Source organism: Halobacterium litoreum, assembly GCF_021233415.1.
Classification (GTDB): Archaea; Halobacteriota; Halobacteria; order Halobacteriales; family Halobacteriaceae; genus Halobacterium; species Halobacterium litoreum.
Window position 1 is genome coordinate 2276514 of the sequence record NZ_CP089466.1, and the last position, 23942, is coordinate 2300455.

Sequence of the window (23942 nt, forward strand, 5' to 3'; positions counted from 1 at the left end):
GCCCACTATCGTGTGAGACAGTCACACAGATTCGTGCCACTAAGAAGTGAAAATAACACAAAGTATTTACCGATAACGCCTGTTGTCCCGTACACCCCTACCCACTGGTGCCAGCGTCCAGTATCGCCCTCCGTGGGTGAGGACGACAACGGTGCCGACCGATGCAGTTCAACAAAACCATGACAGAAACCACAAACAAGCTCCGCGCGGTCTTCCTGACTGCGCTGATGATCGGCAGCGTCTTCGCAGCCGGCATCGCGTTCACGGGAGGAGCCGCTGCGGCGTCGACGAACGGCGGCAGCATTTCGCCGGCGGCAGTCGACGAAGGTACGACTAACACGCACACGGTGACGCTCGAAGCGACGGGCGTCAACACGAGTGGTAACGGTAATCAGGTATTCGCAGTGGCCCTGCCGGACGCTCTCGATACGTCCAGCGCCGGTGTGACGAACACCGCTGTTAACGCTGGTAACGTTACGTTCGGTTCGAACAACGTTAACTCGACCACCAACGTTGTCACTGTTACGCTGCAGGACTCCGGTGGCGTCAACAGTGAGACGGTGAACGTCACGTTCGACATTGAGACGGTTGCCGCGCCTAGCGATGTCGACGGGACGGTGACGGCACAGGCCGAGTTCGCAGTCGACGCCAACGCGGACCAGGACTACAGTGACGCCAACGACAGCGCGTTCACTGACTTCCAGCAGCTGACCATCTACGACACTGACGCACCCTCTGCAGACCGCACGTTCAGCAGTGGGAGCCAGCTTGCAGACTCGCTGGTCTACTCCGGTCAGACTGTGACGGTCGACGTTGACGGTGAAAACCTCAACCGCGGCGACGATGTCGTGCTGCGTCAGAGCACCGGCAGCGGCTCCTCGACGCCGGCCCAGACGCTGACCGTCAGTGACAGCCTCTACGTCACCTTCGACACGTCCAGCCTCGAAACGAGCGACTACTTCCTCAGCGGCGGCGACCTCAACCGGAGCACCACCGAGTTCGAGATCGTCGAGCAGTCCATCTCCGCTGAGTTCGGCGCTGGCTCCGTCGTCAACGACGGTACCACAGTCGACCTCTCCGTCGCTTCCGACCTCCGCAACGACTACGACGCGACGGTGACCGTCCCCGGCTTCGCTAAGGCCGACTTCGCGCAGGCCTTCTCCGGGATTAGCGAAGGTGACGTCGAGCAGAACGACGACGGTGAATACTTCATCACTGTCTCCGACATCGAAGCAACCAGCCCGCACACCCTCAACTTCGACGGTGTGGCAGCGGGCAACTACACGTTCGAGGTCGACGTGACGGACACGACGGCCACGGACACCGCGACCATCGAGGTCACGCAGGCGCAGGACGCGGAAGCGACCTTCGTCACGGGTACCGTTGAACAGCAGCGCGGCGACATCGCGACGTTCAACGTCTCCCTGACCTCCGCCAACACGGCCAACATCACCATCGGTTCCGACAGCGCCGGCTACGTCGCCGACCTGACGGTCACCGACAACAACGGTGACGGCTACGTCGAATTCAAGGCCAACACCTACACGATGGGTGCGAACCGCGGCGACATGCAGGGCAACGACGCCTACTACGTCGCTGACGACTCCGGCGACACGGTCGCCGTCAACGACGAGTCCACCCTGCCGGCGCCCATCACGACGGGTACCTACCAGACCACTGTCCGCGCGAGCGGTGTGAGCAACGCGCAGGACATCGGTCAGCTCTACCTCCGTCAGGGCAGCATCAACAGCCAGAACATCTGGACTGCACCGGGCACCGTCGCGCAGGCTGACGTCATCGCCGACGGCCCGCTCACGCAGGACGACACGATCGCCTCCGGCGACTACGCCGTTCACGAGTTCAGCGCCTCCGGTATCTACGGCGCCATCGACGCGTACAACGGCAGCACCGTCGAGCAGAAGTTCATCAACGCGAGCGAGGACGGCGCAGTCAGCCTGTCCATCCAGCAGACCGCGGCCACGGTCGGTCAGAACCGTGAAGCCAAGGTCATCAACGTGAGCACCGCCCTGCAGCAGGGTAACGCCACGGTCGCTCTCGACGCCGCGAACGACACGTTCTACGTCGTTAGCGACGTCGACATGCTCCCGTACGACGACGGCCGCTCGCTCGAAACGGGCGACGCCTACAACGCGACCTTCACGGTGACGAGCGCGACGCAGCTCGTCAGCGAGGACCAGAGCGTCTCCGCTGAGTACTCCGTCGTCGAGGAGACGACCGAGCTCACGTACGAGGGCGACCAGATCGAAATCGCGAACGCGGACGGTCAGACCATCTCCGGGACGACCACGCTCGCGGACGGCACGCAGGTCACGATCCGCGTGCAGTCCCAGCAGACCCCCGGTGAAGGCTTCATCAAGTCCGCGAAGCAGCTGACCGTCGAAGACGGCCAGTTCTCCGGTACGATGAACTTCAGCGACACGGCCGTGGACTCCACGTTCACTGTCTCCGTCACTGAAGTCGCGACCGGCGGTGAGCTCGTCACCGGTGTGTCTGGCATGATCGTCGAATCCACTGGTACGGACACCACGGAGCAGACGACTGAGCAGACCACCGAGCAGACCACCGAGCAGACCACCGAACAGACGACTGAGCAGACCACCGAGCAGACCACCGAGCAGACCACCGAGCAGACCACCGAGGACACTGGTGGCAACGGTGGCGACGACACCACCGAGGATGACGGTTCCTCCGGCGGTGGCGTCCCCGGCTTCGGTGTCGGCATCGCGCTGGTCGCGGTCCTCGGCGCTGCGCTCCTCGCCCTGCGCGAGTAACGCACCCCGAGACCACTCCAGTCGCTGACCCGAATTCGTTTTTTCTTTCGCACGCTACGCCGGGTAGCGGCGGCGCTGTCGCGGGACGCGTCCCACCGGGACCGACACGCATATTTGCGGGACGGTCGTGGTTTCCGACGAGATTATGACGGCCGTGACTGACGCGCTCGCGTGGTTCGTCGTCGGGGCGTTCGGGACGAGCGCGCTCCTGCAGGGACAGTCGCGGCAGTGGAGTCGATACCTCGCAGTCACTGCGTGGGTGTTGTTCGCGGCGTTCTGGGGGTTGTTGACGCCGCATTTCGCGTTCACTCAGCAGAGCATCATCGAGGGCGTGCTGGCGGCGGCGGCAGTACCCGCGTGCCTGTACACGGCGTACCTCGTCGGCGCGGGGAAGCGCAACCCCGAGACGTTGACGCGCGCGGTCGCCATCATGGGGTTGCTGTACTTGCCGTTCCAGACCATCGAGGTGCTGCGCCAGTTCATGATCGAGACGGTCGCCCAGCAGGGCGAGTGGGTGATGGCGCAACTCGGCTACTATCCGCCCATCGTGGACGGCGACCACGGCTACCACGCGAAGTACGTGTTCCTCGGCGAGAATCAGGTGACTGGGGAGGCCGGCCACCGGTTCACGACGACGGTGCTGTTGGCGTGTACGGGCGTCGGGAGCATGTCCATCGTCGGCGGGCTGGCGCTCGCCGTCGACGCGCCGCTGCGGCGTCGGCTGCTGGCGGTCGCGATTACGTTCCCCATCATCTACGGGCTGAACATCGTGCGCGTGGTGTTCATCGCCATCGCGCACGGCGAGCAGTGGTTCGCGGGCGGCGTCGTGGAGTCACTCGTAGACATGATGTTCGGGTCGCCGAGCCCGAACATGGTGTCGTACCTGTTCGCGGACCGCGTGCTCGCACAGTCGCTTTCCGTCGTCGTGCTCGTGGTGTTGACGCTCGCGCTCCTGCGCATCATCCCCGAGTTGGGGGGCGTCATCGAGGACGTGTTGTACATCGCGACGGGGAAAGAGTACGACGTGACAGCGCGGTTCGCGCAGTAGTCGCGACGGAGTTTTCGAGACGGCGTCGTGAGGTCACCGAGCGGTTGTTCTGCGTCGGTCTAGGGGACGAGTTTGAGTCAAAGTCTACGAGGAGACGCGTCGCTTCGCGGTCGGCGGTTCGGAGAAACGCCGAAGCGGAACAGAACCGTCTCTCGGCGGATTGCGTCAGTTAAGAAAGCGCCCGGAGCGGGATTTGAACCCGCGTCACAACCGTGACAGGGTTGTATGATGGGCCACTACACCATCCGGGCTTGCCTGCACTCCTTCGTAGCCGGGTGTTATGCTTAAGGCTTTCCAAACGGACGGCGTGTGGGTCGTGATGCCGTGCAGGACGCCTGAAACAGTAGTTGACAAGAGTTAAATGCGCTGCGGGACAATTGGCCTGTAGTATCTCGTGAGAGTCAGTTCTCCCCCCACCCAGGTGTACCCATGGTAGACGTAAGCCAACACGAACTCGTCCCGGAGCATACGGTCCTCGACGAGGCCGAGGTCGAGGACATGCTCGCGGACTACGACATCGACCGCACGGAGCTCCCCAAGATCAAACGCAAGGACCCCGCGCTCCCCGACGACGCCGAACCGGGGGACGTCCTGAAGATCGTCCGGGACTCGCGAACGACAGACACAGCCGTCGTGTACCGACTGGTGATCGAATAGATGAACGAGGTTGACCGACGCGAACTGTCGAAATCGTACTTCTCGAAGGAACGACTCGCCGAACACCACTACCGCTCGTTCAACTCCTTCCTCGAGCGCGGCATGCAGGACGTCGTCACCGAGAAGGAGAAAATCGAGACCGACATCGGCGACAAGGAAGAGGAAGAGCCGGTGTGGGTGGAACTCGGCGACGTCCGCATCGTCACGCCCCGCGTGCGCGAGGCGGATGGCTCCGAGGAACTCCTCTACCCGCAGGAAGCCCGCCTGCGGAACATCACGTACTCCGCGCCGGTGTTCATGGAGATGAGCATCGTGCGCGGCGGCGAAGAGGAAGAAGAGCGCGTCCTCGACACGACCGAGACGAAGGTGGGTCGGATGCCCATCATGGTCGGGTCGGACAAGTGTAACATCGCTGGGTTCAGCGACGAGGAACTCATCGAGATCGGCGAGGACCCCGCCGACCCCGGTGGCTACTTCATCATCAACGGCAGCGAGCGCGTGCTGATGACCAGCGAGGACCTCGCGCCGAACAAGATTCTCGCCGAGTACGACTCGAAGTACGGCGACGAGATTCAGGTCGCGAAGACGTTCAGTCAGCGCCGCGGCTACCGCGCGCTGGTGCTCGTCGAACGCAACCGCGAGGGGCTACTCGAGGTTTCGTTCCCCTCGGTCTCGGGTTCGATCAACTTCGTGACGCTGGTGCGCGCGCTCGGCCTCGAATCCGACGAGGAGATCGTCCACCGCGTCAGCGAGGACCCCGAGATCGTGAAGTTCATGCTGGAGAACTTAGAGGAGGCCGAGGTCCAGACCCAGGAGGAGGCCATCGAGAAACTCGGCCAGCGGGTCGCCTCCGGCCAGGGGAAGAACTACCAGTTGAAGCGCGCGAACTACGTCATCGACCGCTACCTCCTCCCGCACCTGCACGAGGAGGGCGTCGAGGACGAGGAGACGCGCATCAACAAGTCCTACTACCTCTGCCGGATGGCCGAGGCGTGTTTCGAACTCGCACTCGACCGCCGGGAGGCCGACGACAAGGACCACTACGCGAACAAGCGCCTGAAGGTCTCCGGCGACCTGATGAAAGACCTGTTCCGGACCGCGCTGAACAAACTCGCGCGGGACGTGAAGTACCAACTCGAGCGCGCGAACATGCGGAACCGCCAACTCACCGTGAGCACGGTGGTTCGGTCGGACGTGCTGACCGAGCGCCTCGAACACCCCATCGCGACGGGGAACTGGGTCGGTGGCCGGTCGGGCGTCAGCCAGCTCGTCGACCGCACCGACTTCATGGGGGTTCTCAGTCACCTTCGGCGACTGCGCAGCCCGCTCAGTCGCTCGCAACCCCACTTCGAGGCGCGTGACCTGCACGCGACCCAGTGGGGTCGCATCTGCCCGTCGGAGACGCCCGAGGGGCCGAACTGTGGGCTGGTGAAGAACTTCGCGCAAGCGATGGAACTCTCACAGAACGTCGACGACGAGCGCGAACTGAAACGCGAGCTGTCGTCGATGGGGGTAGAGGGTATCCCTGGAATCAACACGGAACCGACGTCTGCGGACGACTAACATGAGCACGGAACGCGAAGCCAAAGTATACGTCAACGGTAGCCTCGTCGGGACGCACGACGACCCCGAGGAGCTCGCAGCACAGATTCGGGAGGCGCGACGCCGCGGAGAGGTCTCCGAGATGGTGAACGTCTCCGTGAAGGAGCGCACCGGCGAAGTCATCGTGAACGCGGACGCGGGGCGCGCCCGCCGTCCGCTGCTCGTCGTGGAGGACGGCGAGACGCTCGTAACCGACGAGGAGATGGACGCCCTGGAGAACGGCGACATCGACTTCGAGGACCTCGTTCGCGCGGGGAAGGTGGAGTTCATCGACGCCGAGGAAGAGGAGGACATTCTCGTCGGCGTCGACAACGACGAACTCACCGTCGACCACACCCACCTCGAGATCGACCCGCAGCTCATCTTCGGCATCGGCGCGGGGATGATTCCGTACCCCGAGCACAACGCCAGTCCGCGCATTACGATGGGCGCGGGGATGATGAAACAGAGCCTGGGGCTGCCGGCGGCGAACTACCGCATCCGCCCGGACACCCGCCAGCACCTCATGCACTACCCGCAGAAGGCGATGGTGGACACGCAGACCACCAAGCAAATCGGGTACAACGACCGCCCGGCGGGACAGAACTTCGTCGTCGCCGTGATGTCCTACGAGGGGTTCAACATCGAGGACGCCCTCGTCATGAACAAGGGCTCGGTCGAGCGCGCGCTCGCTCGCTCGCACTTCTTCCGCACCTACGAGGGCGAGGAGCGACGCTACCCCGGCGGTCAGGAGGACCGCTTCGAGATTCCGAGCGACGACGTGCGCGGCGCACGCGGCGAGGACGCGTACAAGCACTTAGACGAGGACGGCCTCGTCAACCCCGAGACGCGCGTCGACGAGAACAGCGTGTTGCTCGGGAAGACGAGTCCGCCGCGGTTCCTCGAAGAGCCCGAGGACATGGGCGGGCTCAGCCCGCAGAAGCGACGCGAGACCTCCGTCACGATGCGCTCGGGCGAGGACGGCGTCGTGGACACGGTGACGCTGATGGAGGGCGAGGACGGCTCGAAGCTCGCGAAGGTCAGCGTGCGCGACGAGCGCATCCCCGAGTTGGGGGACAAGTTCGCGAGCCGACACGGCCAGAAGGGCGTCGTCGGCCACCTCGCGCCCCACGAGGACATGCCGTTCACGCAGGACGGCGTCGTCCCGGACCTGGTCCTGAACCCGCACGCGCTGCCGTCCCGGATGACGGTCGGCCACGTGCTTGAGATGCTCGGCGGGAAGGCGGGCGCCATGGACGGGCGGTCCGTCGACGGCACCGCGTTCACCGGCGAGGACGAGGACGAGATTCGCGGCACGCTGGAGGACCGCGGCTTCATGTCCTCCGGGAAGGAAGTGCTGTACTCCGGAGTTTCGGGGGAGAAGATCGAGGCCGAAATCTTCGTCGGCACCATCTTCTACCACAAGCTCTACCACATGGTGTCGAACAAGATTCACGCTCGCTCCAAGGGCCCCGTGCAGGTGCTCACGCGCCAGCCCACGGAGGGGCGCGCCCGCGAGGGCGGTCTCCGCGTCGGGGAGATGGAACGTGACACCGTCATCGGGCACGGCGCCGCGATGGTGCTCAAGGAGCGCCTGCTCGACTCCTCGGACCGCGAGGACGTCCACGTCTGTGGGAACTGCGGCATGACCGCCGTGGAGAACTACGAGCAGCGTCGAGTCTACTGTCCGAACTGCGAGGAGGAGACGGACGTGCACAGCATCGAGATGAGTTACGCGTTCAAGCTGCTGCTTGACGAGATGAAGGCGCTCGGCATCGCGCCGCGCCTCGAACTGGAGGACGCAGTATGAGTGCAGGCCAATCACCCAAGGAAATCGGGGAAATCAGCTTCGGGCTGATGGACCCGGAGGAGTACCGGGACATGTCCGCGACGAAGGTCATCACCGCGGACACGTACGACGACGACGGCTTCCCCATCGACATGGGGCTGATGGACCCGCGCCTGGGCGTCATCGACCCGGGGCTGGAGTGCAAGACGTGCGGCCAGCGCTCCGGGAGCTGTAACGGCCACTTCGGCCACATCGAACTCGCGGCGCCCGTCATCCACGTCGGGTTCGCGAAGCTCATCCGCCGCCTGCTGCGCGGGACGTGCCGGGAGTGCGCGCACCTCCTGCTCACCGAGGAGGAGAAAGACGAGTACCGCGACGACCTCGAGCGCACCCGCAGCCTCCGTCAGGACGTCTCCGACGTGATGACGGCGGCGATTCGGGAGGCCCGGAAGAAAGACCACTGCCCGCACTGCGGCGAGGTCCAGTACGACATCAAACACGAGAAGCCGACGACGTACTACGAGGTCCAGCAGGTGCTGGCGTCGGACTACTCCGAGCGCATCGCGGCGTCGATGCAGCCGGACCCCGACGACGAGGACGACGCGGGCATCAGCCCGCAGGAACTCGCCGAGCAGACGGACATCGAAATCGACCGCATCAACGAGATTCTGTCCGGCGAGTTCCGGCCGCGACGCGACGACCGGGAGGCCATCGAGGCCGCCATCGGCGCGGACCTCACCACCGAGGACATGAACAAGCTGATGCCGTCGGACATCCGGGACTGGTTCGAGGACATCCCGGACGAGGACCTCGGCGCGCTCGGCGTGGACGCCGAACGCAGCCGGCCGGAGTGGATGATTCTCACGGTCCTGCCGGTGCCGCCGGTGACGGCGCGTCCCTCCATCACGCTGGACAACGGCCAGCGCAGCGAGGACGACCTCACTCACAAACTGGTGGACATCATCCGCATCAACCAGCGGTTCATGGAGAACCGCGAGGCGGGTGCGCCCCAGCTCATCATCGAGGACCTCTGGGAGCTGCTCCAGTACCACGTCACGACGTTCATGGACAACGAGATTTCGGGGACGCCGCCCGCCCGTCACCGCTCCGGGCGCCCGCTGAAGACGCTCAGCCAGCGCCTGAAGGGCAAGGAGGGGCGGTTCCGCGGCTCGCTGTCCGGGAAGCGCGTGAACTTCTCCGCGCGGACCGTCATCAGTCCGGACCCGACGCTCTCTTTGAACGAGGTCGGGGTTCCCGACCGCGTGGCGACTGAGATGACCCAGACGATGGTCGTCAACGAGCAGAACGTCGAGCGCGCGCGACGCTACGTGCGCAACGGGCCGGAGGGCCATCCGGGCGCGAACTACGTCACGCGACCCGACGGCCGCCGCGTCCGCGTCACCGAGAAGGTCTGCGAGGAACTCGCGGAGCGCGTCGAACCGGGCTGGGAGGTCCAGCGACACCTCATCGACGGCGACATCGTCATCTTCAACCGCCAGCCGTCGCTGCACCGGATGTCCATCATGGCCCACGAAGTGGTCGTGATGCCGTACAAGACGTTCCGCCTGAACACGGTCGTCTGTCCGCCGTACAACGCCGACTTCGACGGCGACGAGATGAACATGCACGCCCTCCAGAACGAGGAGGCGCGTGCCGAGGCGCGCGTGCTGATGCGCGTCCAGGAGCAGATTCTCTCGCCGCGCTTCGGTGAGAACATCATCGGCGCGATTCAGGACCACATCAGCGGGACGTACCTGCTCACGAACTCGAACCCGCACTTCAACGAGACGCAGGCCTCGGACCTGCTCCGGCAGACGCGCATCGACGAACTGCCCGAGCCGGTCGGCACCGAGGACGGCGAGCCGTACTGGACGGGTCGCCAGCTGTTCAGCGAACTGCTGCCCGACGACCTGAACCTCGACTTCACGGGGACCGTCGGCGAGAGCGTCGTCATCGAGGACGGCCAACTCGTCGAGGGCACCATCGCCGAGGACGAGGTCGGCGGGTTCGGCGGCGAAATCGTCGACACCATCGCGAAGGTCCACGGTCGGACGCGCGCCCGCATCTTCATCAACGAAGTCGCGGCGCTCGCGATGCGTTCTATCATGCACTTCGGATTCTCCATCGGCATCGACGACGAGACGGTGTCGACGGAGGCCCGAGAGCGCATCGACGAAGCAATCGAGTCCGCGTACGACCGCGTGCAGGAACTCATCGAGACGTACGAGAACGGCGACCTCGAGTCGCTGCCGGGCCGCACCGTCGACGAGACCCTGGAGATGAAGATTATGCAGACCCTCGGGAAGGCTCGTGACTCCGCCGGCGACGTCGCCGAGGAGAACTTCGACGAGGACAACCCGGCGGTCGTGATGGCGAACTCCGGCGCGCGTGGGTCGATGCTGAACCTCACGCAGATGGCCGGCTGCGTCGGCCAGCAGGCAGTCCGGGGCGAGCGCATCAACCGCGGGTACGAGGACCGAACGCTCTCGCACTTCAAGCCCAACGACCTCTCCAGCGAGGCTCACGGCTTCGTGGAGAACTCCTACACGAGCGGGCTGACGCCCAAGGAGTTCTTCTTCCACGCGATGGGGGGCCGCGAGGGGCTGGTGGACACGGCAGTCCGCACCTCGAAGTCCGGCTACCTGCAGCGCCGTCTCATCAACGCGCTCTCCGAACTGGAGACGCAGTACGACGGCACCGTCCGGGACACCTCGGACACCATCGTGCAGTTCGAGTTCGGCGAGGACGGCACCTCGCCGGTAGAGGTGGCGTCGGACGCCGAGACCGAAATCGACGTGGAGTCCATCGCGGACCGCATCGTGGAGTCCGAGTTCGACAGCGAGGACGAGAAAGAGGAGTTCCTCGGCGTGCAGGAGCCGCCGACGAATCTCTCCGAGCACGGTGCGAGCTGGGAGGTGGAGTCCGATGACTGACGCCTTCGAAGCCATCGTCGAAGACACGGAGTTGCCGCGACGCCTGAAAGACCGCGTCCTCGAGACCATCGAGGGCCGGGACGGCGTCACCGAGTCGCAGGCCGAGGAAATCGCGGCGGCCGTCGAGGCGCAGTACCTCGACACGCGCGTCGACCCCCTCGACCCGGTCGGCACCGTCTCCGCGCAGTCCATCGGGGAGCCGGGGACGCAGATGACGATGAACACGTTCCACTACGCGGGCGTCGCGGAGATGGACGTGACACAGGGCCTGCCGCGGCTCATCGAACTCGTGGACGCGCGGAAGACGCCGGACACGCCGGTGATGAACGTGTTCCTCGAGGACGAGTACGCAGAGGAGCGCGAGCGCGCCCACGAGGTCGTCTGGAAGCTGGAGGCGACGAAGATTCTGGCGCTCGGGGACATCTCCACGAACGTCGCGGACATGGTCGTCCGCATCGACCTGAACGAGGACACGCTCCAGGAGCGCTGGCCGCGGGTCGACAACACCACCGAAATCGCGGGCGAAATCGCCGAGACCATCGAGGGGAGCCTCGGCGTGAAGGTGACCCAGGAGGGCACCGTTCTGGAGTTCGGCCCGAGCGAGCCGTCCTACCGCGAACTGCTCCAGCTCGTCGAGCAGCTCCGGGACATCGTGTTCAAAGGCATCGAGGACGTCTCCCGCGTCGTCATCCGCCGCGAGGAGATGGACGACGGGCACGAGGAGTTCGTCCTCTACACCGAGGGGTCGGCGTTCAAGAAGGCGCTGAACATCGAGGGCGTGGACGCGTCGCGGACGACGTGTAACAACATCCACGAGGTCCACAAGACCCTCGGCATCGAGGCGGCCCGCGAGGCCATCATCGACGAGACGATGACCACCCTCGAGGAGCAGGGTCTCGGCGACGTGAACATCCGCCACCTGATGTTGGTCGCGGACATCATGACCAACGACGGCACCATCGAGTCCATCGGCCGGCACGGCATCTCCGGCAACAAGGACTCCGTGCTGGCGCGTGCGGCGTTCGAGGTGACGGTGAACCACCTCCTCGACGCCGCCATCTACGGGGAGGCCGACGACCTCGACGGCGTCATCGAGAACGTCATCGTCGGGAAGCCGGTGCGGCTCGGCACCGGGGACGTGAACCTCCGGATGGGCGCCGGCAAGGGCGACTGATGACGGTCCGGCTCTCCGACGAGGCGCGCCGTCTCATCGCCGCGTTCGAGGACGAAACCGACGCGACGGCCGTGGACTGCGTCGTCGACGACGACCGCGGGCGCGTCGTGTTCGTCGTGACCGCCGGCGAGATGGGGTCGGCCATCGGTCCGGGCGGTAGCCGCGTCGAGGAGCTGGAGGAGAAACTCGGCCGGGACGTAATGCTGGTGGAGGACGCGCCGACGGCGGAGGGGTTCGTGGCGAACGCGCTCTCGCCGGCGGCGGTGTACAACGTCACCATCAGCGAGAACGACACGACGGTGGCGTACGCGGAGGTCGCCCACGACGACAAGGGCGTCGCCATCGGCGCGGACGGCCAGAACATCGAGACCGCGAAGGAACTGGCCAAGCGTCACTTCGACGTCGACGACATCCAGTTGACGTGAGGGGGCGGGGCACGGTCGCCCCGTAGCCGTTCCTTACTCGGGTAGTCGCCGCATAGCAACGGCGTTCGCCCGCCACCGTGGTGGCGTGTTCGCGAGTTGGGAGCAGATAGCGGTGACCGTCGGGACGACCGTCGTGGTAGCCGCCGGCGCGTATCTCGCGGTGGTGTGGCTAGTGACGCCGGGCGTGGTTCGGGCGGTCAGGGCGCGGAATCCGCGCAACGAGACGCTCGTGAACGCGGTTCGGGCGTACGGGCGGGTCGTCGGGGTGGTGGCGGCGGCGGTGGCGGCGCTGGTCGCGTCGGGCTACGGGTGGGTGCTCTCGGAGTCGGCCGTCGTCGTGGCAGCGGCGACGCTGGCGGTCGGCGTCGCGGGACAGGACGTGTTCGAGAACGTCGTGAGCGGGGGGTTCCTCGTCGCAGACCGGAACTTCAACGTCGGCGACTGGGTGGCGTGGGGCGAGGGGACGGGCGGCGTCGTGGAGGTCGTCGGATTCAGGTCGACGCGCGTGCGGACGGCGGCGAACGAAATCGTGACCGTGCCGAACGCGGAGTTGGCGACGCGGGCGGTGCGGGCGCCGTACGCTCGCGGTCGGTACCGGACGGCCGTCTCGGTGGCGGTGGCACACGACGCCGACCTCGCGGCGGCGACCGACGCGGCGGGCGAGGCGGCGGCGGGCGTGCCGGACGTGGCGTCGTCGCCGCCGCCGGAGACCCTCGCCTCGTTCGGGGACGGCGTCGTGGTGTTGACCGTCCGCGTCTGGATTCGGGAGCCGACGCACGCCGAGGTGGCCCGCGTGGAGTCGCGGTTGACGCGAGCGGTCCGGGATGCGCTGGCGGACGCGGGGGTGGACGCGAGTCCGACGCCCGGTCGGGAGCTTTCGGGGCGCGTCACGGTGAATTCGGTCGAGTCGTGACGGAACCGGAAAAGGAGTGGTTTAAGTGGCTCCATCGGGTAATCGGCGGTATGGCGAACGGCAAGTACGCCGCTCGGAAACTCAAGAACGACCGCCAGAAGCACCGGTGGTCGGACTCTGAGTACGCGCGGCGAGAGCGGGGGCTCGGCGAGAAGTCCGACCCCCTCGACGGCGCACCGCAGGGACGAGGTATCGTCCTGGAAAAGATTGGCATCGAAGCCAAGCAGCCGAACTCCGCGATTCGGAAGTGCGTTCGGGTGCAGCTCATCAAGAACGGGAAGCAGGTCACTGCGTTCCTGCCGGGTGACGGCGCGGTGTCCTTCATCGACGAGCACGACGAAGTCACCATCGCCGGCATCGGCGGCGCGAAGGGTCGCGCGATGGGTGACCTCGGTGGTGTGAACTACAAGGTCGAGAAGGTCAACGGCGTCTCGCTCGAAGAACTGGTTCGCGGTAACGCGGAGAAGCCGGTCAGATAACATGAGCGAGGAAGAAGCCCCAGAACCCGACGCGCCCGCTGGTACCGACGACGAGGACGTCGACGCGCAGCTCTTCGGCAAGTGGGACGTGACGGGCATCCAGTACGCGGACCCGAGCACCCGTCGCTACCTCTCCGTGACGCCGGTCGCCCACACGATGGGCCGACACGCGTCCAAGCAGTTCCAGAAGAGCGAGATTAGCGTCGTCGAGCGTCTCGCGAACCGTCTGATGAAGACGGGCGACAACACGGGCAAGAAGCAGAAGGCCCTCAAAATCGTGGACGACGCGTTCGACCAGGTCGCCGACCGCACGGACGAGAATCCGGTGCAGGTGCTGGTGACCGCGGTCGAGAACGCGGCGCCCCGTGAGGAGACCGTCCGCCTGAAGTACGGCGGTATCTCGGTCCCGCAGGCCGTCGACGTGGCGCCCCAGCGTCGCGTCGACCAGGGTCTGAAGTTCATCGCCGACGGCGCGTACTCGGCGTCGTTCAAGTCGCCGACGGACGCGGCCGAGGCGCTGGCGAACCAGCTCATCGGCGCGGCCGACTACGACGTGCAGACGTACGCGGTCGGGCAGAAAGAAGAGAAGGAACGCGTCGCCGCCGCGGCGCGGTAAGTCGGTTCTTCTCCCCCTCCCGCTCTCCGAGCCGGTAGGCGTGAGGCCGCCGCGCAGATTCTTTAGGCCAGCCTAATTCGGTACTGTTTTAGGCTAGCCTAAAACTTCTGTGGCATGGACGATTCGCGCCGCCGATTCCTCGCCGCCGCCTCCACAGCGACGGCGTTCGGCCTCGCTGGCTGTCTCGCTTCCGGGAGTCGCCCGGACGACGACCTGCGACACGACCCGACTGCGTGGAGTGGCTACGACCCAGACTGGACAGCGCCGAGCACCGCGCCCGCGATGGACGTCGTCGCCGAGGACGTGCTCACCGGCCTGAAAGTGCCGTGGGACGTGACGTTCGCGCCCGACGGCACGCTGTTCGTCACCGAGCGCGTCGGCCGGATTCGGCGCTTCGACGGCGACGAACTGTCGACGGTCACCGAGCCGGCGGACGCCATCGACGTATCGGCTGTCGACGACGAACCCCACGACACACCGTACTACGAGCGCTGGTGGGTGGCAGGCGGCGAGGGCGGGACCCTCGGCGTCGCCGTCCACCCCGAGTACCCGGACCCCGGCTGGCTGTACGTCTACTACACGGCGACCGACGGCGGCGACTGGGAGAACCGCGTCGCGCGCTACGACGCCACCGCCGACGACCCCGCGAGCACGCACGAGATTCTCGTCGACGGCATCCCCGCGGACAAAGTCCACAACGGCGGTCGGCTCGCGTTCGGCCCGGACAACTACCTCTGGATTACCACCGGCGACGCCGGGAACGGACCGGACGCCCAGGACCCGCAGTCGCTGGCGGGGAAGGTGCTCCGCGTGCAGGCGACGGGCGCGCCCGCCGAAGACAACCCACGGAAGGACGGCTGGGACGACCGCGTCTACACGCTCGGCCACCGGAATCCCCAGTGCATCACGTGGCTCCCGGACGCGACGCCCGTGCTGACCGAGCACGGGACGAGCGGCCTCGACGAGGTGAACGTCCTCGAAGCCGGAGGGAACTACGGTTGGCCCGAAGTCCGGAAACCGGCGGCGTACCGCGGCCGTCCCGAATTCGACCGACCGGTCCTGAGCACGGCGTTCGAGGACTCGTGGGCGCCCACCGGCGGGACGTTCTACACGGGCGACGCCGTGCCCGAGTGGCAGAACCGCCTCGTGTTCGGCCAACTCATCGCCCAGCGCGTCGGTGTCGCGTCGTTGACGCCCGACGACCAGGAGCGGCCCCCAGCGGCGGGCGGCGAGCGATTCGACGCGGACTGGCTGGCCGACGACTACGACGCGACGGCGTGGCACACGCTCCGGTCGCTGGGGCGCGTCCGATGTGTCGCCGAGGGGCCGGACGGCGAACTGTACGCCACTACGTCGAACCGCGACGGCCGCGCACGCGAGGGGTTCCCGAAAGAAGGGGACGACCGACTGGTGCGGATTTGCCCGGCCGAGTAGGCAGTCGGCGGCCGGCCCCGTCAGTCAGTCGGCGGCCGGCCCCGTCGTGGTTTCCTGTGCGTCGACGTAGGTGCGGATGGCGTCGACGAGGCCGCGCCGGCAGTCGCTCTCGTCGGGGTCGCGGGCGAGCGCGCCGAATCGCTCGCGGAAGCCGTCCACGTCGATTTCGGGGGCGTCCTCGCCGGCGGCGTGCGCGAGGTCGTAGATGCGGTGGTCGCCGGGGACGGCGTCGTGGCGTTCGAGGAGCGCGAGCGCGAACGCCGCGTTCACCGCCGTCATCGACGGGTCGGCGCCCGCAGTGAGGCGCTGGCCGCTGGGCTGGCCCGGCGTCGGGCGGTCGGCGACGGCGGCCGCGAGTTCGGATTCGAGGAACGTCACGAGTTTGTCCGTCGGGCCGACCGAGAGCGTGATGTCGTCGGCGTAGATGTCCTTGACGTGGTTGGCAATCTGATAGCAGTGCGCGAGCACGCGGCGCTCGACCTCGCGGCCGGTGAGCGCGAGGAAGAGGACTTCGTCCATCGAGAGGACGTGACTCGGGTGGGCGTCCTCGTGGCGACGCATGTGCGCGAACTCGTGGAGCGCGAGTTCGCGAGCCATCACGCTGGTGGCGGCCTGCCGGGAGATGTTGAGGACGTGGTGGTCGTCGTAGTGGCCGGCCCACGTGCGCTCGTCGGGGTTCTCTCGCACGCGGACGTGGACGGGGTGGTCGAGGTCGTGGGCCGTCTCGAACACGTCGCGGGCGCCGAGGAAGGGGGCCGAGGGACCGGGTCCGGTGACGCGCAACTCCATGATACAATTTACCAAGGGAGTTCCGACAAAGACTCTTACGCCACCGGCAGCCCCCCGAACCGAACTCTGTAATCTGGGGCCGTACAGGCGTGTTCCGGCGTACCGTGGTCCACGCAAAACACTATCCTTTTGAACCCGCTGGCAGTATGAATCCCCAATGGGCCGACGAAAGAAGATTGTCGAACAGTGCGAACGGCTGATGGACGAACCGAAGCAAATTCGGAACATCGCCATCGCCGCGCACGTCGACCACGGGAAGACGACGCTCACTGACAACCTCCTCGCCGGCGCCGGCATGATTTCGCAGGACACCGCGGGCGAACAGCTCGCGATGGACACCGAGGAGGACGAGCAGGAGCGCGGTATCACCATCGACGCGGCGAACGTCTCGATGACCCACGAGTACGAGGACGAGGACCACCTCATCAACCTCATCGACACGCCGGGCCACGTCGACTTCGGCGGCGACGTGACCCGCGCGATGCGCGCCGTCGACGGCGCGCTCGTCGTCGTGGACGCCGTCGAGGGCGCGATGCCCCAGACGGAGACGGTCGTGCGGCAGGCGCTCCGCGAGGGCGTCAAGCCCGCGCTGTTCATCAACAAGGTCGACCGCCTCATCTCCGAACTGCAGGAGGGTCCCGAGGAGATGCAAGAGCGCCTGCTCTCTGTCATCCACGAGGTCAACGAGCTCATCCGCGGCATGACCGAGGAGATGGACGACATCGAGGACTGGACGGTCTCCGTCGAGGACGGCACCGTCGGCTTCGGTTCCGCGCTCTACAAGTGGGGCGTCTCGATGCCGTCGATGCAGCGCACCGGCATGGACTTCGGCGACATCATGGACCTCGAGCGCAACGACAAGCGCCAGGAACTCCACGAGCGCACGCCGCTCTCGGACGTCGTGCTCGACATGGTCTGTGAGCACTTCCCGGACCCCATCGACGCCCAGCCTCGCCGCATCCCGCGCATCTGGCGCGGCGACAACGAGAGCGAAATCGCGGAGGGCATGCAGCTCGTCGACGAGAACGGCGAAGTCGTCCTGATGGTCACCGACATCGGTATCGACCCGCACGCCGGCGAAATCGCCGCGGGTCGCGTCTTCTCCGGCACCATCGAGAAGGGCCAGGAACTGTACGTCTCCGGCACCGCGGGCAAGAACCGCGTGCAGAGCGTCGGCATCTACATGGGCGGCGAGCGCGAGGAAGTCGAGCACGTCCCCGCCGGGAACATCGCGGCCGTCACCGGCCTCAAGGACGCCATCGCGGGCTCCACCGTCTCCAGCGTCGAGATGACGCCGTTCGAGTCCATCGAACACATCTCGGAGCCGGTCATCACGAAGTCCATCGAGGCACAGAACATGGACGACCTGCCGAAGCTCATCGAGACGCTTCGACAAGTCTCCAAGGAGGACCCGACCATCTCCATCGAGATCAACGAGGACACCGGCGAACACCTCATCTCCGGGCAGGGCGAACTCCACCTGGAAGTCCAGACCCAGCGCATCGAGCGCAACCAGGGCATCCCGGTGAACACAGGCGAACCCATCGTCGTCTACCGCGAGACGCCCACCACGTCCTCCCAGGAGGTCGAGGGCGTCTCCCCGAACCGCCACAACAAGTTCTACATCACCGTCGACCCGCTCAGCGACGAGGTTCTCGACAAACTCCGCCTCGGCGACGTCTCCATGGACATGCCCGAGCAGGAACGCCGCGAAGTCCTGCAGGACGCCGGCATGGACAAGGAGACCTCCCAGAACGTCGAGAACATCATCGGGAAGAACATCTTCATCGACGACACGAAGGGTATCCAGCACCTGAACGAGACGATGGAACTCGTCGTGGACGGCCTCCAGGACTCCCTCGAAGACGGCCCGCTCGCCGCGGAACCCGTCGAGGGCGCCCTCATCCGTCTCCACGACGCGCGCCTCCACGAGGACGCCATCCACCGCGGTCCCGCACAGGTCATCCCGGCGACGCGTGACGCCGTCCACCGCGCGCTCATCGACGCCGAGATTCGCCTCCTCGAACCGATTCAGGACGTCCGCATCGACGTGCCCTCGGAGCACATGGGCGCCGCGTCCGGCGAGATTCAGGGCCGCCGCGGCCGCGTCGACGACATGTACCAGGAGGGCGACCTCATGGTCGTCGAAGGCATCGCACCGGTCGACGAGATGATCGGCTTCTCCAGTGACATCCGCTCCGCGACCGAGGGTCGCGCGTCGTGGAACACGGAGAACGCCGGCTTCCGCGTCATGGCCGACAACCTTCAGCCGGAGATTATCGACGAGATTCGCCAGCGCAAGGGCATGAAGACGGAACTGCCCGAGAGCATCAACTACTTCTAAACGCTCGCTCGACGCGGTTCTCTCCTCTCTGTCTCCACCCCTCGACGGGGTGTCTTCAGCGTTCGAACAGCGGTAGGATTTGACCGAGCCGAAGGCTTATACCGTGGACGCGCCCCATCTCGGGGCATGCACGCACGGCGACGCACCACGCGTGGCATCGGCACGGAGCGACGGCAGTCTCGCTTCCGGCCGACAACAGTCGGTGCGTCGGCCGTGGAGGGCCGCGATGAGTGACACCGCGGACCGCGCGCACACCCTCCGGTTGGAACTCGTCGACGAGCCCGGGGAGTTGTTGCGCGCGCTCGCACCCATCGCGGAGAACGGCGGGAACCTCCTCTCTATCTTCCACGAGCGCGGGTCGCTGACGCCCCGCGGACACATCCCCGTGGAGGTGGACTTGGAGTGTGCGCCCGAGCGCTTCGACCAGATAATCGACGCGCTCCGGGACGCGGGCGTGACGGTCATCGCGGCGGACGCCGAGCGGTACGGCGAAGCAGTGACCGTCCTGCTCGTCGGCGACCTCGTGGAGACGGACCTCTCGGACACCCTCAGAGAGCTGGAGACGTGTTCGAGCGCGTCGGTCGCGGACTTCTCGCTGACCGCGGACGCGGGCACCGACGGCGTGTCGAGTGCGCGCCTGCGGCTCGCCATCGAGTCCGGGAGCGTCGAGCGCGCGCTCGCGACGGTTCGGGACGTGGCCGCCGAGAAAGACCTCTCGGTCGTCGAGCCGCTCGTGGGGGAAGCATGAGACTGGCCGTCCTGGGCGCCGGCGCCGTCGGCCGGTCGGTCGCCGACCTCGCGAGCGAGTACGGGCACACGGTGACGGCGCTCGCCGACTCCGCGAGCGCCGTGGTCGACGCGGACGGCGTGGACGTGGACGCGGCGCTCGACCGGAAGCGGGGGGATGGAACGGTTGGAGACGCCGACCCGGCGGACGCGTTAGCCGCCGACTACGACGCGCTCGTGGAGGCGACGCCGACGACGCTCGGCGACGCCCAGCCCGGCTTCGGGCACGTGCGGGCGGCACTCGAAGCCGACCGGCACGTCGTCCTCGCGAACAAGGGGCCGGTGGCGGAGCGCTACGACGAGGTGCGCGCGCTCGAACGCGAGAGCGCGGGCGAGGTGTTGTTCGAGGCGACCGTCGCGGGCGCCATTCCCGCACTCTCGACGATTGCGGGGCTCGGGCCGGAGCGCGTCACGGGCGCACGCGGCGTCTTGAACGGGACGGCGAACTTCATTCTCACGCGAATGGCCGCCGAGGGGCTGTCCTACGAACACGTCCTCTCGGAGGCCCAAGACCTCGGTGTGGCGGAAGCAGACCCGACGTTCGACGTGGAGGGGACGGACGCGGCGTTGAAGTGCGCCATCCTCGCGAACGTCCTCCACGGCGGCGGCTACTCGCTGGCCGACGTGGCCGTCGAGGGAATCACGGACCTGCCGCCGAGCGCGCTGGAACTCGCCGCCGAAGACGGCCGGACGGTGCGTCTCGTCGGCGAAGTGACCGGCGGGGAGGCGCGCGTCGGGCCGCGGCTCGTGCCGGAGAACGACACGCTCGCGGTTTCGGGGACGATGAACATCGTCCAGTTGGAGACCGAGCACGCCGGCCGACTGAACCTCTCGGGGCGCGGGGCGGGCGGGCCCGAAACGGCGACCGCGGTGCTCGCCGACGTGGACCGGCTCTCGTAGTCCGCCGGACAGTCGAACGCGACTGCCACGTCGCTCGGCGGGAAACGTGTCCGCGAACGAGTCGGGGTTAGTGCGCGACTACGGTCGGCCCCTCCGCGGGCCAATTCGTGTGCCGTGTTCCCACAAACCCCTAGCGGGCGGCGGGTTCGGGCTGAAGCCGTACCGAAATGGTTTTAATGCGAACTGCCGAATACATTCCACAGAGCGCGCCTTTCGCGCGATATCCGACCATGAGCGACAAACCGCACCAGAACTTGGCCGTCATCGGCCACGTCGACCACGGGAAGAGCACGATGGTCGGGCGTCTCCTCTACGAGACGGGGAGTGTGCCCGAGCACGTCATCGAACAGCACAAAGAAGAGGCCGAGGAGAAGGGCAAGGGCGGCTTCGAGTTCGCCTACGTCATGGACAACCTCGCCGAAGAGCGTGAGCGCGGTGTCACCATCGACATCGCCCACCAGGAGTTCGACACCGACGAGTACTACTTCACCATCGTCGACTGTCCGGGTCACCGCGACTTCGTCAAGAACATGATTACGGGCGCGTCCCAGGCGGACAACGCCGTCCTCGTCGTCGCCGCCGACGACGGTGTGGCGCCCCAGACCCGCGAGCACGTGTTCCTCTCGCGAACGCTCGGCATCGACGAGCTCATCGTCGCCGTCAACAAGATGGACGTCGTCGACTACGACGAGTCCGAGTACAAGCAGGTCGTCTCCGACGTGAAGGACCTGTTCGGTCAGGTCGGCTTCAACACGGAGGACGCCTCGTTCATCGCGACGTCCGCGTTCGAGGGCGACAACGTCGCCGACCACTCGGACAACACGCCGTGGTACGAAGGCCCGACCCTGCTCGAGGCCCTGAACGACCTGCCGGAGCCGCAGCCGCCGACGGACGCGCCGCTGCGCCTCCCGATTCAGGACGTCTACACCATCTCCGGCATCGGTACCGTCCCCGTCGGACGTATCGAGACCGGCGTGATGAACATGGGCGACAACGTCAGCTTCCAGCCGTCTGACGTCGGTGGCGAGGTCAAGACCATCGAGATGCACCACGAGGAAGTCGACAAGGCCGAACCCGGCGACAACGTCGGCTTCAACGTGCGCGGCATCGGCAAGGACGACATCCGCCGCGGCGACGTCTGTGGTCCCGCCGAGGACCCGCCGAAGGTCGCCGAGACGTTCACGGCGCAGGTCGTCGTGATGCAGCACCCGTCCGTCATCACGGCGGGCTACACGCCGGTCTTCCACGCCCACACCGCACAGGTCGCGTGTACCATCGAGTCCATCGACCGGAAGATGGACCCGGCCTCCGGCGAGACCGAAGAGGACAACCCGGACTTCATCCAGTCCGGCGACGCCGCGGTCGTCACGGTTCGCCCGCAGAAGCCGCTCAGCATCGAGCCGTCCTCCGAGATTCCGGAGCTCGGCTCCTTCGCTGTGCGCGACATGGGCCAGACCATCGCGGCCGGGAAGGTCCTCGAGGTCAACGAGTCCTAATCCATGCAGCAGGCTCGCGTTCGTCTCGCCGGCGTCGATCCCGACGACCTCGACGACATCTGCGACGACGTGCAGGAGATCGCGGACAAGACCGGCGTGAAGGTCAGCGGGCCGGTCCCGCTCCCGACCAAGACGCTGGAGATTCCCTCGCGCAAGTCCCCGGACGGTGAGGGGACGGCGACGTGGGAGCACTGGGAGATGCGCGTCCACAAGCGTCTCATGGACATCGACGCGGACGAACGCGCGCTCCGCCAGCTGATGCGGATTCAGGTCCCGAACGACGTCAACATCGAGATCGTCCTCGAAGACTAAAACGCCGCCTCGCGGCGTGTCACACGCTCTCCCCTTATTGGGCTCGTAGATCAGGGGTAGATCGCTTCCTTCGCAAGGAAGAGGCCCTGGGTTCAAATCCCAGCGAGTCCACTACTGTACCTGACCGCGAAGCGACGCGTGTGTCGCTTCGCGTCAGTTCTCGCGGTGGTGAGCTGGGATTTGAAGCCCTACGAGACGAGCGAAGCGAGTCTCGTTCCCTCGTTGACTTCCCGCTCGCTTCGCTCGCGGGAATCCCGGCGCGGCGAAGCCGCGCCGACGTGCCACTCGCTGCGCTCGTGGCACTCCCAGCGAGTCCATATCTCTCCGAGACCGACGCGCGTATTGCTGACGTAGCGGCGGTGTTCGCGCCGTGTACGTGACGTCCGAGCGGTACGTTAATACGGGCCGCGTCCGATTCGGGAGTCGATGGCACGCCACGCGGTGGCACTCGCGTTGCTCGCGCTCGTCGTCTTGTCGGGGTGTTTGACGGCGAACCCGACGAGCGGCGAGCGCAGCGAGGCGCCGGCCGCGGAGTTGCCACACGACGACCGGAGCGTGTCGAATCCGCCGTACGGAGCGTACGACAACCCGTGGCGCACGGACGAGATTACCGTCGTGGTGAAAGACGCCGCGGGGATGGAGCGGAACGTCGCGCCGGACGTGATGAAGACGCTGCAGTACTGGGAGGAGACCGCGGGCCGGGACGCGGCGTACCGCCCGAACTATCGGCTTCGCAGCGAGGCCGACGACCCGGACATTCGCGTGGTGCTCGTGCGCACCGTGGAGGGGTGTGGTGTACACGGTGACCGCGTCGCGTTGGGGTGTGCGCCGGTCTTGGACGCCGACGACACCGTGGACGACACGGTGACGATTCGCGTTCGCGCGGGGCACTCCTCGGCGACAACCCGAGAGATTCTGAAACACGAGTTCGGGCACACGCTCGGCTACCGGCACGGCGACGGTCTCGGTGTGATGTCCGAGGAGTTGTCGACACGCGCGCCGGTCGACGTGGTGAACGCGAGCGCCCGCGAGTACCCGTGGGCGTCCGAGCAGTTGGCCGTGGCCGTGACGAGTGCCGAGGGCGGCGTGACGGACGCGCAGCGAGCGCGCGTGCGGAGCGCTCTCGAGTACTACCAGCGCGGTGCGGGGGGCGCGGTGCCGCGACCGCCGTCGTTCTCGCTCGTGGACGACCCGTCGACGGCGGACGTGGTGGTGTCACTGACCGACGACGTCGACGGCTGTCCCGTCGTCGGGCCGAGCGAGTCCTGCGTCGAGTGGCAGGGGCCGAGCGTCGACGACGACCCGAAGCCGGAGTACTACACGGGCGCGAGAATCGTCGTCGGCGCTTCGGGGCACGACCGGCCGGGCTGGCACCTCGGCTACTGGCTCGGGCATTCGCTGTGGACGGACGGCTACCCGAAGCCGTTCCAGACCGGGCCGGGCGACGAGAAGCCGGCGGCGACGACGTGGTAGC

19 protein-coding genes, 2 tRNA genes and 1 pseudogene are annotated in these 23942 nt (G+C 66.5%); 20 read left to right on the top strand and 2 right to left on the bottom strand.

What is annotated here, in order from left to right:
* Positions 1-179: 179 nt before the first annotated feature.
* From LT972_RS14940 to artA, 3 genes and pseudogenes are all read left to right on the top strand, one after another.
* Positions 180-272 (top strand): annotated as a pseudogene (locus tag LT972_RS14940) (surface glycoprotein); the annotation flags it as partial.
* Between the two features lie 345 nt (positions 273-617).
* The gene (locus tag LT972_RS12510) at positions 618-2792 is read left to right on the top strand and encodes a DUF7827 domain-containing protein (RefSeq protein ID WP_232570715.1); all 2175 of its coding nucleotides are present in this window, start codon (positions 618-620) and stop codon (positions 2790-2792) included.
* 145 nt (positions 2793-2937) lie between these two features.
* Entirely contained in the window at positions 2938-3840 is a 903-nt protein-coding gene (gene artA, locus LT972_RS12515) for an archaeosortase A (protein WP_232570716.1), read from the top strand.
* A 178-nt stretch (positions 3841-4018) separates the two neighbouring features.
* Here artA and LT972_RS12520 read toward each other — a convergent pair.
* Positions 4019-4091, bottom strand: a tRNA-Asp gene (locus tag LT972_RS12520).
* Between the two features lie 178 nt (positions 4092-4269).
* Between LT972_RS12520 and LT972_RS12525 the strand changes: the two genes are divergently transcribed.
* The 10 genes from LT972_RS12525 to LT972_RS12570 all read left to right on the top strand — a co-directional run bounded on the left by LT972_RS12525 (position 4270) and on the right by LT972_RS12570 (position 15841).
* Positions 4270-4497, top strand: coding sequence for a DNA-directed RNA polymerase subunit H (locus LT972_RS12525; protein ID WP_232570717.1), 228 nt, complete (start codon positions 4270-4272; stop codon positions 4495-4497).
* The gene (locus LT972_RS12530) at positions 4498-6060 is read left to right on the top strand and encodes a DNA-directed RNA polymerase subunit B'' (RefSeq protein ID WP_232570718.1); all 1563 of its coding nucleotides are present in this window, start codon (positions 4498-4500) and stop codon (positions 6058-6060) included.
* 1 nt (position 6061) lies between these two features.
* Entirely contained in the window at positions 6062-7888 is a 1827-nt protein-coding gene (gene rpoB, locus LT972_RS12535; RefSeq protein WP_232570719.1) for a DNA-directed RNA polymerase subunit B, read from the top strand.
* Positions 7885-10800 carry a DNA-directed RNA polymerase subunit A' gene (locus LT972_RS12540; protein WP_232570720.1) on the top strand — a complete coding sequence of 972 codons (2916 nt, stop codon included), beginning with the start codon at positions 7885-7887 and terminating at the stop codon, positions 10798-10800. Before rpoB ends, LT972_RS12540 begins: the two co-directional genes overlap by 4 nt.
* Complete coding sequence (rpoA2, locus tag LT972_RS12545) at positions 10793-11974, top strand: DNA-directed RNA polymerase subunit A'' (RefSeq protein ID WP_232570721.1); 1182 nt, start codon at positions 10793-10795, stop codon at positions 11972-11974. Before LT972_RS12540 ends, rpoA2 begins: the two co-directional genes overlap by 8 nt.
* The gene (locus LT972_RS12550; RefSeq protein WP_232570722.1) at positions 11974-12399 is read left to right on the top strand and encodes a NusA-like transcription termination signal-binding factor; all 426 of its coding nucleotides are present in this window, start codon (positions 11974-11976) and stop codon (positions 12397-12399) included. Before rpoA2 ends, LT972_RS12550 begins: the two co-directional genes overlap by 1 nt.
* A gap of 85 nt (positions 12400-12484) precedes the next feature.
* Positions 12485-13312, top strand: a complete 828-nt coding sequence (locus LT972_RS12555) for a mechanosensitive ion channel domain-containing protein (protein ID WP_232570723.1) — start codon at positions 12485-12487, stop codon at positions 13310-13312.
* Positions 13313-13362: 50 nt separating this feature from the next.
* Positions 13363-13791, top strand: coding sequence for a 30S ribosomal protein S12 (locus LT972_RS12560; protein ID WP_232570724.1), 429 nt, complete (start codon positions 13363-13365; stop codon positions 13789-13791).
* A gap of 1 nt (position 13792) precedes the next feature.
* Positions 13793-14407: a 30S ribosomal protein S7 gene (locus LT972_RS12565; protein WP_232570725.1), complete on the top strand. Its 615-nt coding sequence runs from the start codon at positions 13793-13795 to the stop codon at positions 14405-14407.
* 114 nt (positions 14408-14521) lie between these two features.
* Entirely contained in the window at positions 14522-15841 is a 1320-nt protein-coding gene (locus tag LT972_RS12570; protein WP_232570726.1) for a PQQ-dependent sugar dehydrogenase, read from the top strand.
* Between the two features lie 24 nt (positions 15842-15865).
* Here LT972_RS12570 and LT972_RS12575 read toward each other — a convergent pair whose 3' ends face one another.
* Positions 15866-16630 carry a DUF5781 family protein gene (locus LT972_RS12575; protein ID WP_232570727.1) on the bottom strand — a complete coding sequence of 255 codons (765 nt, stop codon included), beginning with the start codon at positions 16628-16630 and terminating at the stop codon, positions 15866-15868.
* A gap of 157 nt (positions 16631-16787) precedes the next feature.
* Between LT972_RS12575 and LT972_RS12580 the strand changes: the two genes are divergently transcribed.
* The 7 genes from LT972_RS12580 (at position 16788) to LT972_RS12610 (ending at position 23941) form a co-directional block, all read left to right on the top strand.
* Positions 16788-18974 (top strand): elongation factor EF-2, encoded by a 2187-nt coding sequence (locus LT972_RS12580; protein ID WP_232570728.1) that lies wholly within the window; start codon positions 16788-16790, stop codon positions 18972-18974.
* A 226-nt stretch (positions 18975-19200) separates the two neighbouring features.
* On the top strand, positions 19201-19722 hold the full coding sequence (locus LT972_RS12585) for an amino acid-binding protein (protein WP_232570729.1): 522 nt from the start codon (positions 19201-19203) through the stop codon (positions 19720-19722).
* On the top strand, positions 19719-20660 hold the full coding sequence (locus LT972_RS12590; protein ID WP_232570730.1) for a homoserine dehydrogenase: 942 nt from the start codon (positions 19719-19721) through the stop codon (positions 20658-20660). Before LT972_RS12585 ends, LT972_RS12590 begins: the two co-directional genes overlap by 4 nt.
* 230 nt (positions 20661-20890) lie before the next feature.
* Positions 20891-22156 carry a translation elongation factor EF-1 subunit alpha gene (gene tuf / locus LT972_RS12595; protein ID WP_232570731.1) on the top strand — a complete coding sequence of 422 codons (1266 nt, stop codon included), beginning with the start codon at positions 20891-20893 and terminating at the stop codon, positions 22154-22156.
* 3 nt (positions 22157-22159) lie between these two features.
* Entirely contained in the window at positions 22160-22468 is a 309-nt protein-coding gene (rpsJ, locus tag LT972_RS12600) for a 30S ribosomal protein S10 (protein WP_232570732.1), read from the top strand.
* Between the two features lie 39 nt (positions 22469-22507).
* Positions 22508-22579: transfer RNA gene (locus LT972_RS12605), tRNA-Ala, on the top strand.
* 315 nt (positions 22580-22894) lie between these two features.
* On the top strand, positions 22895-23941 hold the full coding sequence (locus LT972_RS12610) for a hypothetical protein (RefSeq protein WP_232570733.1): 1047 nt from the start codon (positions 22895-22897) through the stop codon (positions 23939-23941).
* Position 23942 lies beyond the last annotated feature (1 nt).